Here is a 14,809-nt window from a genome sequence, read left to right as displayed (position 1 = left end):
GATTTTTTTCATCATGTTTAGCCGTTAGCCGAAACTACAAAAAATAATTCAAAGTTTAGTATGAAGATCGATGAAATACAAATAAGAGTGAGATATGGAGAAACCGACCAAATGGGGGTGGTTTACCATGGGAATTATGCGCTATATCTAGAAATGGGGCGTATTGAGTGGTTGCGAAAACAGGGGGTATCATATAAGTCTATGGAAGAGAATGGGGTTATGTTGCCCGTGGTTTCTTTAAATGTAAATTATAAAAAATCTGCCGGTTATGACGATGTTATTAATGTTAAAACACAACTAAAAAACAAGCCTACTGCCAAGATTGAATTTGACTATGAAATAACCAATGAAAAGGGAGAGTTGTTAACAACGGCCAGTACAACTTTGGTGTTTATGGATAAGAAATCTAACCGCCCCATGAGGGTGCCCGAATATATATTGAAGGCTATTGGTTTTTAAGCAATATGGGCTTGATGGTTATTTCGAATAGGCGATTAAAAATATCAAAGATGGTTTCTGCTTCATTTTTTCTAACAGAAATAGTGATTTGACAATTTAGTTCTAATTTTTGATTGATTATGTCTAACTGTCTTTCTTTAATAATATGCATAACGGTATTCATGAGTTTGTATTCAAAAATAATTAAATAATGTATGTCTATTGTTTTTTCAATAATTTGGGCCTGCTCTAGTACCATTTGTGCAGCAGTTTTGTAGGCTTGGATTAACCCGCCAACCCCTAATTTTACACCACCAAAATAACGCACAACTACAATTAAGATATTGGTCACATCAAACGATTGGATCTGACCGTAAATGGGCATGCCAGCAGAGTTGTTTGGCTCACCATCATCGTTAGCGCGATAGCTTATGGTTTCAACTCCTAACTGATAGGCATAGCACCAGTGTCTTGCAGCGTGGTGTTCTTTTTTTAACCGGTCTAAATGGGACCTAACACGCTCTTCATCAAAAACAGGAAAGGCGTAGCCGAAAAATTTGCTGTTTTTTTCTTTGAACAAAACAGGTTCAGGTGCAACGTCAATAGTTTTGTATGTGTCTTTTTCTGTCAAATGAATTAAAATAAATTGCTTTTCGTTGTGAATAAAGTTGAAACGTCTTCTGTTTTAGGATTGATGTGCCACGTATGGGTCTGTAATGCGTTTGCGCTTTTTATGTTGTCTGCGTTATCATCGATAAAGAGGCATTCTGTCGCTTCTAAGTTATTTTCAGCTAAAACAAATTCAAAAACATCGGCATTAGGTTTTACTAAATTAATTTCATGTGAAAGGTAAAAGGCATCGAAACAGCTCTTGAAAGCATCAAAGTGAGGAATGTTTTCTTTTACCCAATCGATATGTAGCGCATTGGTGTTGCTTAATAAGATGAGTTTGTATGTTGAAGCGGCTTTAAGTTCCTCTAAAAAAAGCAGACGCTCTTTTGGGAAATCTTTTAACATATAATTCCAAACAGACACTAGGTCTTCTTGAGGTAGGTGGGGGAAGTTTTCAGTATAAAAGCCAATAAACTCTTCTGTAGAAATTAAGCCTTGCTCGTAAAAACTATTAAAAGCTACCATCTCTTGGGATAAAGCTTCAATTTTAAAGGTTTCTAAAGCATGTTTGTGTGCCTTTTCAATATCTAAATTGATAAAGACGTTTCCGAAATCGAAAATAAGGGTTTTAATCATTTTTATAAATTTTCAAAATATCTGTAATAAGCATTTGCTGGAAACATAATTCTCCAGAAAATGAAGGGGATTTTATGCCTTCTTTAAATGTAGTAGCTCCAGTAAAAACACGTGCTTCATCCCAAAGATTTTCGTCAATAAACGTTTGTAGTGTTTTGGTACCACCTTCTATTATAACAGATGTGATGTTTTTTTGGAATAAAACATCGCAAATTTGTTTCGCTATAGAAGATGTAGTGTTCCAATTAATACTTTTTAAGCTGTGTGCGTTTTTGGTTTTTGTGTTGTTTTGCGAATTTACCAAGGTTAGTGTTTCACTTTGCGTATTAAATACCGCAAAATCTTTTATAAGCTTTTCATCTTTATCCATAACCACGCGAATGGGGTTGTTTCCTGCCCAGTCCCTGGTGGTTAAGCTGGGGTTGTCTTGTAAAACCGTATGCGTGCCTACTAGAATTGCTTGCTCTTCAGCACGCCATTTGTGTGCCAATTGCCTGGAGTAAGCATTAGTGATCCATACTGGTTTTTGTTCGTTTTTAGATAAAGGTGCGATAAAGCCATCAGCCGTTTCTGCCCATTTTAAAATAATGTAAGGGCGTTTGTTGTTATGAAACATAAAAAACCGTTTGTGGTGGCGTTTGCACGCATCTTCTAAAACGCCTACGATAACGGTGCAACCAGCATCTTTAAGTTTTTTTATTCCCTTTCCGGCTACTTGCTCATGGTCGTCTACACAGCCAATTACAACCTGGGGTATGTTGTGTTTTATAATCAGGTCGCTACAAGGAGGTGTTTTTCCAAAATGAGAACAAGGCTCTAAGGTTACATATAGTGTAGCGTCTTGTAGTAATGATTTGTTCTTTACGGAATTTATAGCATTCACTTCGGCATGGCTGCCTCCATATTTACTGGTATAGCCTTCGCCTATAATCCTGTTGTTGTGAACAATTACGCTTCCCACCATAGGATTCGGTCTGGTGTGGCCTAAGCCATTTTTAGCGATTTGAATACAGCGCTTTATGTATGTTTCGTGTGTGCTCACCTTTAAAATTTAATGTTTACGTTTTCAGTTTTATTAATAGAATAGGTGTGGGAAAACCCAAAAACAGTATATTTTATATCCCCTTTGTATTGAATTTTTATTTTTTTGCTAAAAATACTTCCTAATAACCCACTTAAGTTTTTGTTGCTATAAAGACTATCTGTTGGTACATTGGTTTTTAAAGGAATGCTAAAATCTTTTTTTGCAGGTACATTAAAACGTTCAGAAGATACGGTTGCTACTTCATTGTCGTTCACAAACACTTTAATAGCGTCTGTTTTTAATGTGCCTTCAATGGCGTTGGGGTTTTTAAATAAAGCATCGGCAGTAAAGGTGATATGTTTAGATGTGGATGTTAAGACTTTAATGTTTTCAATACCAATAAATTGAGGGCTTTCGGTTATGGAACAGCCCAATAGCACAGTGCATATTGTTGATAAGATTATAAGTCTTTTCATATGTGTTTTTTTGAATTGATGTATCTTCACTCTTTTAAAAAAAAGAAGGGTTTAGAGTCGGCAAAGATACTAAGTTATTTGCGAACTAAAGAAGAGCCAGTGTAACTTGTAAGAACGTATTTTAATGAGATTAAAAGACATCCAGAACAGCTTTCATCAAGCATTAGACGCTATGTACTCTTCCGAGGAAGTGGATCACTTTTTTTATATGCTGTTAGCGTTCTATTATAAAGTATCTAGACTACAATTGGCCTTAAATACAGAGATGGAGGTTGAAGACTTTAAACCCATAGGCGAGGCTTTAGAGTTGTTGAAGCAACAGCAGCCTATTCAGTATATTATGGGGGAAACCGAGTTTTATAGTTTAACTTTTAAAGTAAACCCCCATGTTTTGATTCCCAGACCAGAAACGGAAGGGTTGGTAGAATGGGTGATAGAAGAGGCGGAACAAGATAAAGAAATAAAAATTTTGGATATTGGTACGGGTAGCGGCTGTATAGCCATTTCTTTAGCGAAAAATTTGCCCAACGCTAAGGTATATGCTTTAGATATTAGCCAAGAAGCCTTAAGCCTGGCAAAAAAAAACGCAACATTAAATACTGTTGATGTGGTTTTTGTTGAAGCGGATATTTTGAAGCAGGAGATGGATGGTTTTGTGCTGCCATGCACTTCCCATGACAATAAAGAAAAGATTAAGTTTGATATTATTGTGTCCAATCCGCCTTATGTGCGCGAACAAGAAAAACAACTCATGAAGGCTAATGTATTAGAAAACGAGCCTCATTTAGCGCTTTTTGTTAAAGATGAGCGTCCATTAGTGTTTTATAATGCTATTGCTCATTTCGCTACTTATAACTTAGAGAAAGGTGGCCGTTTGTTTTTTGAAATCAATGAGTATCTAGGAGATGATATGATTAGGCTATTGGAAAGTAAGGCCTTTGAAAAAACAGTATTAAAACAAGATATCTTTAAAAAAGACAGAATGATAAAAGCATGCCTTGGTTAAAAACGGGAGCATTTTGTCATTTCTAATGAAAATAAAAAATAAAAACATAGAAGTTGAAGTCTAAACACTAAGGAAGATGTGTTATTTTAGTATTCTTTAAAATACATTTTTTTTCAGGTTTAATAAAAAAATAAATGCCGCTCATTACAAGAGCGAACAATAATAAATGAGCATACAGCAACAAATAGAAAGCTTACGCAGCGAATTGCGCGAACATAATTATAATTATTACGTACGTGATAATGCAAGCATTTCAGATTACGAATTCGATATAAAGTTAAAAGCGCTTCAAGCACTTGAAGCGAAACATCCTGAGTTTTTTGATGCCAACTCGCCCACACAGCGTGTTGGTGGTAGCATTACCAAGAATTTTGAAACTATTCCCCATGAGTATCGTATGTATTCTTTAGATAATTCTTATTCTAAAGAAGATTTAGAAGATTGGGAAACGAGGATAAAAAAAATGGTAGATGGTGCCATTCAGTATGTATGTGAATTAAAATATGATGGCGCATCTATAAGCTTAACCTATGAAAACGGTTTTTTACAGAAAGCAGTAACACGTGGTGATGGTTTTCAAGGTGATAACATCACGGCGAATGTAAAAACCATTAAATCTGTGCCTTTGCAATTGAAAGGAGATTATCCACAAAAGTTTGATATACGTGGAGAGATTGTATTGCCTTTCGAAGGGTTTAAAAAAATGAACGAAGAGCGTATTGAAATTGGTGAAGAACCATATCGAAATCCAAGAAATACCGCAGCTGGTAGTCTAAAGCTTCAGGATAGTGCAGAAGTGGCTAAGCGTCCGTTAGAGTGTTTGCTTTATAACTTAACAGGAACTAATTTAGGAATACGTACTCAATTTGAAAGTTTAGAAAAAGCGAGGGAATGGGGCTTTAAGGTTCCTGAAGCAACTAAACTGGTTTATTCTATTGAAGAAGTTTTGGCATTTATAGCGTACTGGAACGAAAATCGTTTTGCTCTGCCTTATGAAACCGATGGCATTGTTGTAAAAGTGAACGATTTACAACAGCAAGAAGAATTGGGTTATACGGCAAAAGCACCACGTTGGGCTATGGCATATAAGTTTAAAGCAGAACAGGTTTCCACTCGGTTAAATAGCATTACCTATCAAGTAGGGCGAACAGGAGCAATAACCCCAGTAGCAAATTTAGAGCCTGTTGAGCTGGCTGGTACTACAGTAAAAAGGGCTTCTTTGCATAATGCCGATCAAATTGAGCGATTGGATATTCGTGAGGGGGATGAGGTATATGTTGAAAAAGGCGGAGAGATCATCCCGAAAATTTTAGGTGTAGATATGTTAAAACGCCCCATTGATTCTCAACCGACAACGTATATTACAAATTGTCCAGAATGTGACACAACTTTGGTGAGGCAAGACGGCGAAGCACAACATTATTGTCCTAATTATAATGGGTGCAGGCCGCAAATTGTTGGTCGTATACAACATTTTATTTCCAGAAAAGCGATGGATGTTGAAGGTTTGGGTGGGGAAACCGTCGTGCTATTGGTTAACGAAGGCTTAATATCTAATTATTCCGATTTGTACGAGCTTACCAAGTCTCAAGTAATGCCCTTGGAGCGTATGGCAGATAAAAGTGCAGAGAATTTAATTAATGGTATTGTGCACTCTAAAAACGTTCCTTTTGAACGTGTTTTATATGCTCTCGGCATACGATATGTTGGGGAAACCGTTGCAAAAAAACTAGCCAAACATTATAAAAGTATCGATGCGCTTGCGCATGCATCAACAGACGACTTGGTTACAGTAGATGAGATAGGTGTAAGAATTGCTGAAAGCGTCCATGCCTTTTTTGCTTCAGAAGAAAACAACGCTATCATCAATCGTTTAAAAGCGTTTGGGGTACAACTGGAGGTTTCTGCAGAAGAGTTAAAAGGACAAACTAATAAACTGGAAGGCAAAACCTTTGTTGTAACAGGCGTTTTTGAGAGCGTTTCAAGAGATGAGCTAAAGAAATTAATAGAAGATAATGCTGGAAAAATAAGTGGTTCTATTTCCTCAAAAACAAGTTTTATTGTGGCTGGTGCAAATATGGGACCCAGTAAAAAACTAAAAGCAGAGCAGTTAAATATCACAGTGTTAAGTGAGTATGAATTTTTGGAAATGATAGGCGAGTCATGATATTTACCGATAATGTATGGTTTTTCAACGTTTAATTGTATTAATTATATATATTTGTTTTATAAATCAATAAACCGACTTATGTACAGGTCAAAAATTTTAGCAATGCTAATTGCTGTGACATGTGTGCTTTTTTTTACTTCCCAATTTTTAAAAATCGAGCTTATCTCTAGATGTAGTTGGGCTTTAATTGTGCCATTGTTTACTTTGCTTTATTTTTTGAATGTTAAAAAGAAAACACTTTTTTTTAGCCTATTTTTGATATGTTATGCTATTTCTGATTTGCTGTCATTTTTTGAGCTTAGTATGCCCTATTTTATTTTATATTTTTTTGGCAACTCCCTTTATATTTTAGCTTATACCTTTCTGATATTCGAAATCTGTAAATCTTTAAGGCTCCGCCCCATCATAAGAAATTATAAGATGCATATAGCGGTATTGTCTGCGCTTAATATTTATATTATATATGTCTTACAGATTATTATTAATCCGTATATAGTAGATTCAGAAGAATATGTTCCTGAGTATTTTGTAGAACTTATTTATAATATTGTTATGCTTTTAGTGCTTTCTTTATCGCTTATAAATTACTTTTATATGGATAATAAAAAGGCCCTGCTACTCTTTATTGCGTCTTTATGTATTGTGTTTTCAGAGGTGTTTAATATAGCATATTTGTATGTTACAGAAACCAATATGCTTAATTCTATTTCTTCTGCTCTGGCAATTTTGGCTTTCTTTTTTTATTACCAACAATCAGGATTAGAAAATGAAAGGGCCAAAGGGCTTGTTATTTAAAATAAGTATTTCTAAAACTTAAATCCGTATAAAATAATTCTATATTATCGATAAAAAGCATTTATTATCGGTATAGTGTCTTTTTTTGTTATATTTGTTAAACCTACTTAATAAATATACTATGAGAAACGAGCTTTCCATCAGTTCTTCTAGAATTTTTTTTTATGCTTTAGTGTTAGTGGTTATTATAAATACCATCGCGTATTTTACGGATAGTATTCTTGTGTTAAACTTGATTAATATATTTTTTATACCTGCTTTATTGATTGGCTATTTTCTTAAACGCATTGGAACCAGCGTTCTTTTGGTGCTGGGCTTTTTAGGTGTGTTTCTGGGTGATGTTGCATTTGCTTTTACAAATTATGGACTATTAGAGAAATCTTATAACTTGATGTATATCATAGGGTGTTTTTGTTTAATAGGTGCTGTGTGGTCTAAATTTAGCTTTATTAAAATGGATAAAGTGGTTGGGACTTATCTAATGTTAATGTTTTTAATAAGCGCCTATTTTTTATTCGTTTTTTTTGGGCTTGTTAAAAGCAATAGTCCCGATAGTGCGGAAATTTTATTTGTTACTTTAAAAAGTGCATGCTTGCTCATTATGTCGTTTATAGCTTTAGCCATTTATTTAATTAAGGAATCTAGAGCTTCTATTTTGTTTTTAATGTTAAGCATGTGTTTTTTATCTTCTAAAATATTAAACGATATAAGCTTGTACTATGTGTATGATTTGCGTTTAGCCATGCTCGATAGAACGTTGCATCTATTAGGATTTCTGTTTTTGTTTAAATATATAGTAGTATCAAATAGGGAACACGACGTTATTTCCGCTAAAAATTTTTTAAAACCCTCCGAAAATGTATGGTTTAGCCCAGAGAAGAGCAACGTATTGTTTAAATAAGTGAATGAGGTTTACGTGTTTGTTGTAAAACTATTTTTATAGAGCGTTAAAATGCGTAGGACATCAAACAGCTTCTGTGTGTAAGTAAAAATGGTATCGAGCCGCATTTAAATAATACAATTTTAACAAATAAATTAAATATGTAAACCTCATATTTAAAATCAATAATTTGAATCTACTTTTAGTACCTTTGCCGAAAGTTTAGAAGTAAATGATTTTAAAGGCTTTTAAGGAGAAATCAAATAAAAAACATTTAAATAAAATGTTGTCCAAACGTAATGTTTACGTGGGCGATAGTAAGATTCAGAGCTTAGGAGTGATTCTGAGTGCTGATGAATATGTTGATTTTGAAAGTTTTGCAGCCTTGGCAAATGGTTTGAATATTCATCAAAACCAACTAAAGATTATAGCATATTCTGCTAAAAATAATGCTGAATTTAGCGCTTGGAAGCTCTATTGCGAACCCAAGGATTTTGGCTGGAGCGGCACGATTAAAAATGTAGAATTAAAGACTTTTTTAGATACTGGGTTCGATGCTTTGATAAGTTATTACACCCACGAGGATTTGCAACTCAAATTAATGACCGCTTTGTCTAAAGCAAAATTTAAAATAGGCATTATGCAGACAGATATTCGTTTAAACGATTTAATTATCAAAACGAATGTAGAAGCATTTGAAATATTTAAGGACGAGCTTTTAAAATACTTAATGATATTAAATAAAATTAAAAATGAACAGTAAATTTATAGGTACTGGAGTGGCGTTGGTTACCCCGTTCAAATCAGATTTAACTATAGATCATGATGCGTTGACACATATTGTCAATTTCAATATTGAAAATGGTACAGATTATTTGGTAATTTGTGGAACTACAGGAGAAAGTGCTACCTTAACAAAAGAGGAAAAGCAAGATGTGGTACGAACCATTTCTAATGCCAATAAAGGACGATTGCCTCTGGTTTTGGGAATTGGAGGGAACAATACCGCCGAGGTCGTGGAAGAGATAAAAACGACAGATTTATCCAATATCGATGCAATCTTGTCTGTAACACCTTATTATAGTAAACCTACACAAGAAGGTATTTACCAGCATTTTAAAGTGATTGCAGAAGCTTGTCCTATTGATATTATTTTATATAATGTACCAGGCAGAACGTCTAAAAACATAGAGCCCGAAACCACAATAAGAATGGCTCAAGATTTTAAAAATATAATAGGCGTAAAAGAAGCAGGTAACAGTGTTTCTCAATATTTACAGTTATTAAAGAATAAACCAAAAGATTTTCTAATTATTTCTGGGGATGATGATTTGGCATTAGGCATTGTATTGGCTGGTGGTGCAGGGGTTATTTCTGTAATAGGCCAGGCTTTTCCAAAGGCATTTTCCAACATGATTCGTTTAGGGCTTAAGGGCGAAGTAAAGGCCGCATATGAGATTCATTTTAAATTAATGGATGTTATTGGTTATATTTTTGAAGAAAACAATCCCGCTGGAATCAAGGCTGTTTTTAAAGCTTTAAATATGTGTGAGGATACCGTTAAACTGCCATTGGTACCCGCATCTGAAGAGCTTAAAGAAAAAATTAACCGTTTTGTAGCGGCATTTTAAAATGTTAAAAAATATACAAATCTGCTAATTACCTTAGTGCAACAATTATTTTAGCAGTAAAATAATATTTTTTAAATCCACTTTAATAGCTTAATTTTGCAAACTGTTTTAATTACATGAATAAATATTTATATATATTACTCACTTTCATAGTTTTAAGCTCTTGTAGCGAATATCAAAAGGTTTTGAAATCTGAAGATATTGGCGAGAAATTTAAAATGGGAGAAGCCTATTATAACGATGGTAAATATGAGAAGGCCAATAAGCTTTTTGCTCAAATAGTACCAAATTATAGAGGTAAGCCCCAAGCTGAAAAATTGATGTATTTATATTCCAATTCATTTTATAAAATGAAGGATTATTATGTGTCAAGCTATCAATTTGAGCGTTTTGTGTCTAGTTATCCTAAGAGTGAGAAACGAGAAGAGTCTGCTTTTTTAGCAGCCAAAAGTTATTATATGCTTTCTCCCGTTTATACCAAAGATCAAAAAGACACTAAAGTAGCCATAGAGAAACTCCAAGAGTTTATTAATGTATACCCCAATTCTCAATACCTTACAGAAGCTAGTAAGTTGGTTAGAGAACTGGATTATAAATTGGAATTAAAAGCATATAGTATTGCTAAACAATACAATCATATTTCAGATTATCCCGCAGCTATAAAATCTTTTGAGAATTTTAATTTTGATTTCCCAGGATCGGTGTTAAGAGAAAAAGCGTTGTTTTATCAATTGGATTCTGCTTACAAATTGGCTATTAATAGTCTGGAATTTAAAAAGACACTAAGGGGTATAGAATATTTGAAAGAAGGACGTTTAAACGAAGCGAAAAAATATTACGAGGCATTTAAGAAAAGTTATCCCAATTCAGAATTTATGGGAGAAGCAGAAAAAATGGCTTTAGAAATAGAAGATGAATTAAAAGCATATAGCACTAAAGAGAATATATAATGACAATGGATTTAAAAAAAACAAATGCTCCGGTCAATACTGTGACTTACGATAGAAATCAAATTGAAGAGCCTACTGAAAATATTTACGAGGCTATTTCTATTATTTCTAGACGTGCAGAACAAATAAATACTGAAATCAAGAAAGAGTTAATTGATAAGTTGGAAGAATTTGCGACTTATAACGACAGTCTTGAAGAGATTTTTGAAAACAAAGAGCAAATTGAGGTTTCTAAATTTTACGAAAAATTACCAAAACCACATGCTTTAGCAGTTCAAGAATGGTTAACAGACAAAATTTATTTCAGAAATACTGAACAAGATAATCAGGAGTAATTTCTAATGAGTATAATAAGCGGCAAAAATATACTATTGGGCATAACTGCTGGTATTGCCGCTTATAAAACAGCTTCACTAGTAAGATTGTTTATAAAGGCAGGCGCTCATGTAAAAGTTGTCATGACGCCAACTGCGAAAGCATTTATCACCCCTTTAACCTTATCCACACTTTCTAAAAACCCGGTCTATTCATCTTTTGTAAATAAAGATGAGGGTGACGCTACATGGAATAACCATGTAGATTTAGGGCTATGGGCCGATTTTTTCGTTATTGCACCAGCCACAGCTAATACTTTGTCCAAAATGGCACAGGGTACTTGCGATAATCTACTTATGGCTGTTTATCTTTCTGCAAAATGTCCTGTGTACTTCGCACCTGCGATGGATTTAGACATGTATAAACACGAGAGCACCATTAATTCTTTGAACATTCTTAAAGATTATGGCAATATCATGATTCCTGCAACTAGCGGCGAGCTGGCCAGTGGGTTAATTGGTGAAGGTCGTATGGCAGAACCCGAAGCTATTTTTGCGTTTTTAGAACAGGATATTTTAGGCAAACTTCCCCTTCGAGGAAAAAAAGTAGTTATTACAGCTGGCCCTACTTATGAGGCTATAGATCCCGTACGTTTTATTGGAAATCATTCTAGTGGGAAAATGGGGTTTGAAATCGCTAAAGTTGCAGCGAACCTGGGTGCCGAAGTTTTTCTGATTTCAGGGCCAACGCATCAAAAAGTTACCCATAATCTTATCGATGTAACTCCTGTGATTAGCGCACAAGATATGTATGAAGCAGTACATAAACACTTTGGGAATTGCGATATAGCGATACTCTCGGCAGCAGTAGCCGATTTTAGACCTAAAGCAGTAGCCGCTCAAAAAATAAAAAAGAAAGAACCTGTCTTAACCTTGGAGTTAGAGAAAACCCAAGATATTCTAGCGTCTTTAGGACGTATAAAAAACAAGCAGTATTTAGTCGGTTTTGCTTTAGAGACCAACAATGAAATTGAAAATGCAAAAGGGAAATTAAAAAACAAGAATTTAGATTTAATTGTGTTAAATTCGTTAAATGATAAAGGTGCGGGTTTTAAAACAGAAACCAATAAAGTAACTTTTATTGATGCAGAAGAGCATATAACAGAACATCCATTAAAGTCTAAAACTGAGGTGGCCGAAGATTTGTGGAATGTTATTATAAAACACATACATGCGTAATATTTTAATACTCTTATTGGTTTGTATCAATGTCCATAGTTATTCGCAAGAATTAAATGGGAATGTAGTAGTGAATGCACGCCAGACAGGTGATGAAAATGTGCAAGTTTTTAAAACTTTGGAAAAGCAACTGAATGAGTTTTTAAACACCACCAAATGGACCAACAGAACATTTGCTGCCCAAGAGCGTATCAACTGTAATATGGTCATTAGCATTACAGAGTACAGTGGTGAGTCTTTTTCAGGATCGCTTCAAGTACAATCTACGCGACCTGTGTTTGGTTCGTCTTATTCCACGCCCATATATAATATAAATGATAAAGACTTTTCATTTAGATATTTAGAGTTTCAAAACTTGATTTTTAATGCAAATCAATTTGAGTCTAATTTGGTTTCTGTTATCGCATTTCACGTTTATATGGTTTTAGGTCTAGATGCCGATACTTTTAGTATAAATGGTGGCGACCCATATTTTAAACAAGCCCAAACAATCGTTAACTATTCCCAACAAGAAAATTATAAAGGATGGAAATTGGAAGATGGTTTGCAGAGTAGATTTGCGCTAATTGATAATTTGCTATCATCAACCTTTAAGGAATTTAGGAGCGTTATGTATAATTACCACCGTGAAGGACTGGACGTTATGGGGGGAGATGCTAAAGAAGGTAAAGAACAAATTGCATCTGTTTTAAATCAATTTGTAGCCATGAACAGCCGTAGGCCCAACTCTATATTATTACGATCCTTTTTTGATGCCAAAGCCGATGAAATTGAACAGATTTTTTCTGATGGCCCTAATGTAAATATTGCTGCTGTTAAAGATAATTTACAAAAAGTAGCGCCTATGCACTCTGCAAAATGGCGAAACATCAAGTTTTAAAAACTAAAATATTCACAACCAACAGCATACTGCTAATGGAGAACTCCGACTAATTACTGAAAACTAAATCAAAAAATGCTTACCTCATTATCTATAAAAAATTACGCTCTAATCGATAGCCTTCAAGTGGATTTTAAGAATGGGTTGTCTATTATTACTGGAGAAACCGGTGCTGGAAAATCTATTTTATTAGGAGGCCTATCTTTAATTTTAGGTAAACGAGCCGATTTAAGTAGTTTAAAAGATACAACTTCAAAATGCATTATAGAAGCTGTTTTCCATATCGAAAATTACAATCTTAAAGCGCTTTTTAATGCTGAAGACTTAGATTATGAAAACCAAACAATTATTCGGCGTGAAATTCTACCTTCGGGAAAATCTAGAGCTTTTGTAAATGATTCTCCTGTTAAATTAAGCAGTTTGCAGCTTTTGGGCGAGCGTTTGATTGATATACATTCTCAACATCAAACCTTACAAGTGGTAAGTCATGATTTTCAATTTCAAATTATCGATGCTCTGGCAGATAATGAAAACACAATTTTTAATTATAAAACCGAATTAAAAGGGTACAGAACCACTCAAAAAGAGCTTAAAAGACTTTTAGATTCAAAAGCGGAAGCTATTAAAGAATATGATTACAATGCGTTTTTGCTCAATGAATTGATAGAGGCTAATTTGGTTGATGGTGAATTGGAAGAGCTTGAGGCGGAGCATGAAACGTTAAATAATGTAGAAGCTATTAAAGAAAAATTGTCGTCGTCGTATCAATTGATGAATGATGATCAAATAGGTGTGCTATCTACATTGACCGAGTTGAAAAACAACCTCCAAAAACTAAAGGATTTCTCGTTTAAGTATGACGATTTGTTCCAAAGGGTGCAAAGTAGCCTTATAGAAATGGACGATGTATTTGGAGAGTTGGATGTGCTTCAGGATAGTTTGGAAGCAGACCCCAAGCGTTTAGAGATTGTTAATGCTAAGTTGCAAACCATCAATAACTTAATGCATAAACATGCTGTAAATAATGTTTTAGAATTGATTGAAATAAAAAATGATTTAGAAGAAAAAGTAGCCATAACCGAAAATTTAGATGCCTCCATTGAGGAAAAACAAACAGAAATCGACAAAAAGTCTGAGATTTTAAATGCGATTTCTAAAACCATCCACGATAAGCGCTCTAAAGCCATACCAGACCTATCTCAACAACTAAAAAACGCTTTAATGGGACTTGGAATGCCCAATGCGCAATTCAAAATAGATTTGGTGCCAAGTGCAGACTTCTTGCTTAATGGAAAAGATGAATTGTCTTTTCTGTTTTCGGCCAATAAAGGTGGAGAATTTAATGAGCTTAAAAAAGCGGCATCAGGAGGGGAGTTATCAAGGATTATGTTGGCAATAAAATCCATTCTTTCAAAGTATATGCAACTTCCCACTATTATGTTCGATGAAATTGATACAGGTGTTTCAGGAGAAATATCTAACAAAATGGGCGATATTATGCTTCAAATGAGCGAAACGATGCAGGTGTTTTCAATTACACATTTACCGCAAATTGCAGCTAAAGGCCATTGGCATTATAAGGTGTATAAAGAAGATGTGGCAGAGGTAACCAGAACCAATTTGGTGAAGTTGAATAAAGAGGAACGTATAGTGGAAATTGCCCAAATGTTAGGGGGGGTAGAAATGTCTGATTCCGCTATTGCACATGCTAAAGAATTGCTAAATTGAAAAAAATTTAAATTTAACGGTTAAAGTTTT

Annotated in this window: 16 protein-coding genes; 12 read left to right on the top strand and 4 right to left on the bottom strand. The window is 34.4% G+C overall.

Annotation, left to right across the window (positions count from 1 at the left end; all coding sequences use genetic code 11):
• The first annotated feature begins 60 nt into the window (after positions 1-60).
• On the top strand, positions 61-459 hold the full coding sequence (locus tag ACFFU9_RS14235; protein ID WP_379862150.1) for an acyl-CoA thioesterase: 399 nt from the start codon (positions 61-63) through the stop codon (positions 457-459).
• On the opposite strand, the gene ACFFU9_RS14230 is transcribed toward ACFFU9_RS14235, so the two are convergent.
• The 4 genes from ACFFU9_RS14230 to ACFFU9_RS14215 are packed head-to-tail and all read right to left on the bottom strand — an operon-like array spanning position 446 to position 3,186.
• Positions 446-1,069, bottom strand: coding sequence for an IMPACT family protein (locus tag ACFFU9_RS14230; RefSeq protein ID WP_379862149.1), 624 nt, complete (start codon positions 1,067-1,069; stop codon positions 446-448). The genes ACFFU9_RS14235 and ACFFU9_RS14230 overlap by 14 nt on opposite strands.
• 5 nt (positions 1,070-1,074) lie before the next feature.
• Complete coding sequence (locus ACFFU9_RS14225) at positions 1,075-1,686, bottom strand: HAD family hydrolase (protein WP_379862148.1); 612 nt, start codon at positions 1,684-1,686, stop codon at positions 1,075-1,077.
• On the bottom strand, positions 1,679-2,728 hold the full coding sequence (ribD, locus tag ACFFU9_RS14220) for a bifunctional diaminohydroxyphosphoribosylaminopyrimidine deaminase/5-amino-6-(5-phosphoribosylamino)uracil reductase RibD (RefSeq protein WP_379862147.1): 1,050 nt from the start codon (positions 2,726-2,728) through the stop codon (positions 1,679-1,681). The genes ACFFU9_RS14225 and ribD overlap by 8 nt, the downstream gene beginning before the upstream one ends.
• 2 nt (positions 2,729-2,730) lie before the next feature.
• Complete coding sequence (locus tag ACFFU9_RS14215; RefSeq protein ID WP_379862146.1) at positions 2,731-3,186, bottom strand: LEA type 2 family protein; 456 nt, start codon at positions 3,184-3,186, stop codon at positions 2,731-2,733.
• Between the two features lie 124 nt (positions 3,187-3,310).
• Between ACFFU9_RS14215 and prmC the strand changes: the two genes are divergently transcribed.
• The 11 genes from prmC (at position 3,311) to recN (ending at position 14,779) form a co-directional block, all read left to right on the top strand.
• Complete coding sequence (gene prmC / locus ACFFU9_RS14210; RefSeq protein ID WP_379862145.1) at positions 3,311-4,192, top strand: peptide chain release factor N(5)-glutamine methyltransferase; 882 nt, start codon at positions 3,311-3,313, stop codon at positions 4,190-4,192.
• A 166-nt stretch (positions 4,193-4,358) separates the two neighbouring features.
• A complete protein-coding gene (gene ligA / locus ACFFU9_RS14205) occupies positions 4,359-6,359 on the top strand; it encodes an NAD-dependent DNA ligase LigA (RefSeq protein WP_379862144.1) in 2,001 nt (666 codons plus the stop codon).
• A gap of 423 nt (positions 6,360-6,782) precedes the next feature.
• Positions 6,783-7,157, top strand: coding sequence for a hypothetical protein (locus tag ACFFU9_RS14200; protein ID WP_379862143.1), 375 nt, complete (start codon positions 6,783-6,785; stop codon positions 7,155-7,157).
• 121 nt (positions 7,158-7,278) lie between these two features.
• Positions 7,279-8,058 carry a hypothetical protein gene (locus ACFFU9_RS14195; protein WP_379862142.1) on the top strand — a complete coding sequence of 260 codons (780 nt, stop codon included), beginning with the start codon at positions 7,279-7,281 and terminating at the stop codon, positions 8,056-8,058.
• A gap of 211 nt (positions 8,059-8,269) precedes the next feature.
• Entirely contained in the window at positions 8,270-8,800 is a 531-nt protein-coding gene (locus ACFFU9_RS14190; RefSeq protein ID WP_379862141.1) for a DUF6913 domain-containing protein, read from the top strand.
• Positions 8,790-9,668 carry a 4-hydroxy-tetrahydrodipicolinate synthase gene (dapA, locus tag ACFFU9_RS14185; RefSeq protein ID WP_379862140.1) on the top strand — a complete coding sequence of 293 codons (879 nt, stop codon included), beginning with the start codon at positions 8,790-8,792 and terminating at the stop codon, positions 9,666-9,668. The genes ACFFU9_RS14190 and dapA overlap by 11 nt, the downstream gene beginning before the upstream one ends.
• Before the next feature lie 116 nt (positions 9,669-9,784).
• Complete coding sequence (locus ACFFU9_RS14180) at positions 9,785-10,618, top strand: outer membrane protein assembly factor BamD (RefSeq protein WP_379862139.1); 834 nt, start codon at positions 9,785-9,787, stop codon at positions 10,616-10,618.
• Between the two features lie 5 nt (positions 10,619-10,623).
• A complete protein-coding gene (locus tag ACFFU9_RS14175) occupies positions 10,624-10,953 on the top strand; it encodes a DNA-directed RNA polymerase subunit omega (protein ID WP_379862357.1) in 330 nt (109 codons plus the stop codon).
• Between the two features lie 6 nt (positions 10,954-10,959).
• Positions 10,960-12,171: a bifunctional phosphopantothenoylcysteine decarboxylase/phosphopantothenate--cysteine ligase CoaBC gene (gene coaBC / locus ACFFU9_RS14170; protein WP_379862138.1), complete on the top strand. Its 1,212-nt coding sequence runs from the start codon at positions 10,960-10,962 to the stop codon at positions 12,169-12,171.
• On the top strand, positions 12,164-13,051 hold the full coding sequence (gene porD, locus ACFFU9_RS14165; RefSeq protein WP_379862137.1) for a type IX secretion system protein PorD: 888 nt from the start codon (positions 12,164-12,166) through the stop codon (positions 13,049-13,051). The genes coaBC and porD overlap by 8 nt, the downstream gene beginning before the upstream one ends.
• 75 nt (positions 13,052-13,126) lie before the next feature.
• Positions 13,127-14,779, top strand: a complete 1,653-nt coding sequence (recN, locus tag ACFFU9_RS14160; RefSeq protein WP_379862136.1) for a DNA repair protein RecN — start codon at positions 13,127-13,129, stop codon at positions 14,777-14,779.
• The last annotated feature ends 30 nt before the right edge of the window (positions 14,780-14,809 follow it).

The sequence above is a fragment of the Mariniflexile ostreae genome, from assembly GCF_042427585.1.
GTDB lineage: Bacteria > Bacteroidota > Bacteroidia > Flavobacteriales > Flavobacteriaceae > Pseudalgibacter > Pseudalgibacter ostreae.
Note: the sequence above shows the minus strand (reverse complement) of the source record. Positions and strands in the feature narration are given on the sequence as shown.

What these genes read in the sequence shown, in the direction of transcription:
- coaBC (WP_379862138.1), top strand. Translation starts at nt 10,960, where the DNA reads ATGAGTATAATAAGCGGCAAAAATATACTATTGGGCATAACTGCTGGT.
- ACFFU9_RS14215 (WP_379862146.1), bottom strand. Translation starts at nt 3,186, where the DNA reads ATGAAAAGACTTATAATCTTATCAACAATATGCACTGTGCTATTGGGC.
- porD (WP_379862137.1), top strand. Translation starts at nt 12,164, where the DNA reads ATGCGTAATATTTTAATACTCTTATTGGTTTGTATCAATGTCCATAGT.
- ACFFU9_RS14200 (WP_379862143.1), top strand. Translation starts at nt 6,783, where the DNA reads ATGCATATAGCGGTATTGTCTGCGCTTAATATTTATATTATATATGTC.
- recN (WP_379862136.1), top strand. Translation starts at nt 13,127, where the DNA reads ATGCTTACCTCATTATCTATAAAAAATTACGCTCTAATCGATAGCCTT.
- prmC (WP_379862145.1), top strand. Translation starts at nt 3,311, where the DNA reads ATGAGATTAAAAGACATCCAGAACAGCTTTCATCAAGCATTAGACGCT.
- ACFFU9_RS14195 (WP_379862142.1), top strand. Translation starts at nt 7,279, where the DNA reads ATGAGAAACGAGCTTTCCATCAGTTCTTCTAGAATTTTTTTTTATGCT.
- ACFFU9_RS14235 (WP_379862150.1), top strand. Translation starts at nt 61, where the DNA reads ATGAAGATCGATGAAATACAAATAAGAGTGAGATATGGAGAAACCGAC.
- dapA (WP_379862140.1), top strand. Translation starts at nt 8,790, where the DNA reads ATGAACAGTAAATTTATAGGTACTGGAGTGGCGTTGGTTACCCCGTTC.
- ACFFU9_RS14175 (WP_379862357.1), top strand. Translation starts at nt 10,624, where the DNA reads ATGGATTTAAAAAAAACAAATGCTCCGGTCAATACTGTGACTTACGAT.
- ACFFU9_RS14180 (WP_379862139.1), top strand. Translation starts at nt 9,785, where the DNA reads ATGAATAAATATTTATATATATTACTCACTTTCATAGTTTTAAGCTCT.
- ACFFU9_RS14225 (WP_379862148.1), bottom strand. Translation starts at nt 1,686, where the DNA reads ATGATTAAAACCCTTATTTTCGATTTCGGAAACGTCTTTATCAATTTA.
- ligA (WP_379862144.1), top strand. Translation starts at nt 4,359, where the DNA reads ATGAGCATACAGCAACAAATAGAAAGCTTACGCAGCGAATTGCGCGAA.
- ACFFU9_RS14190 (WP_379862141.1), top strand. Translation starts at nt 8,270, where the DNA reads ATGATTTTAAAGGCTTTTAAGGAGAAATCAAATAAAAAACATTTAAAT.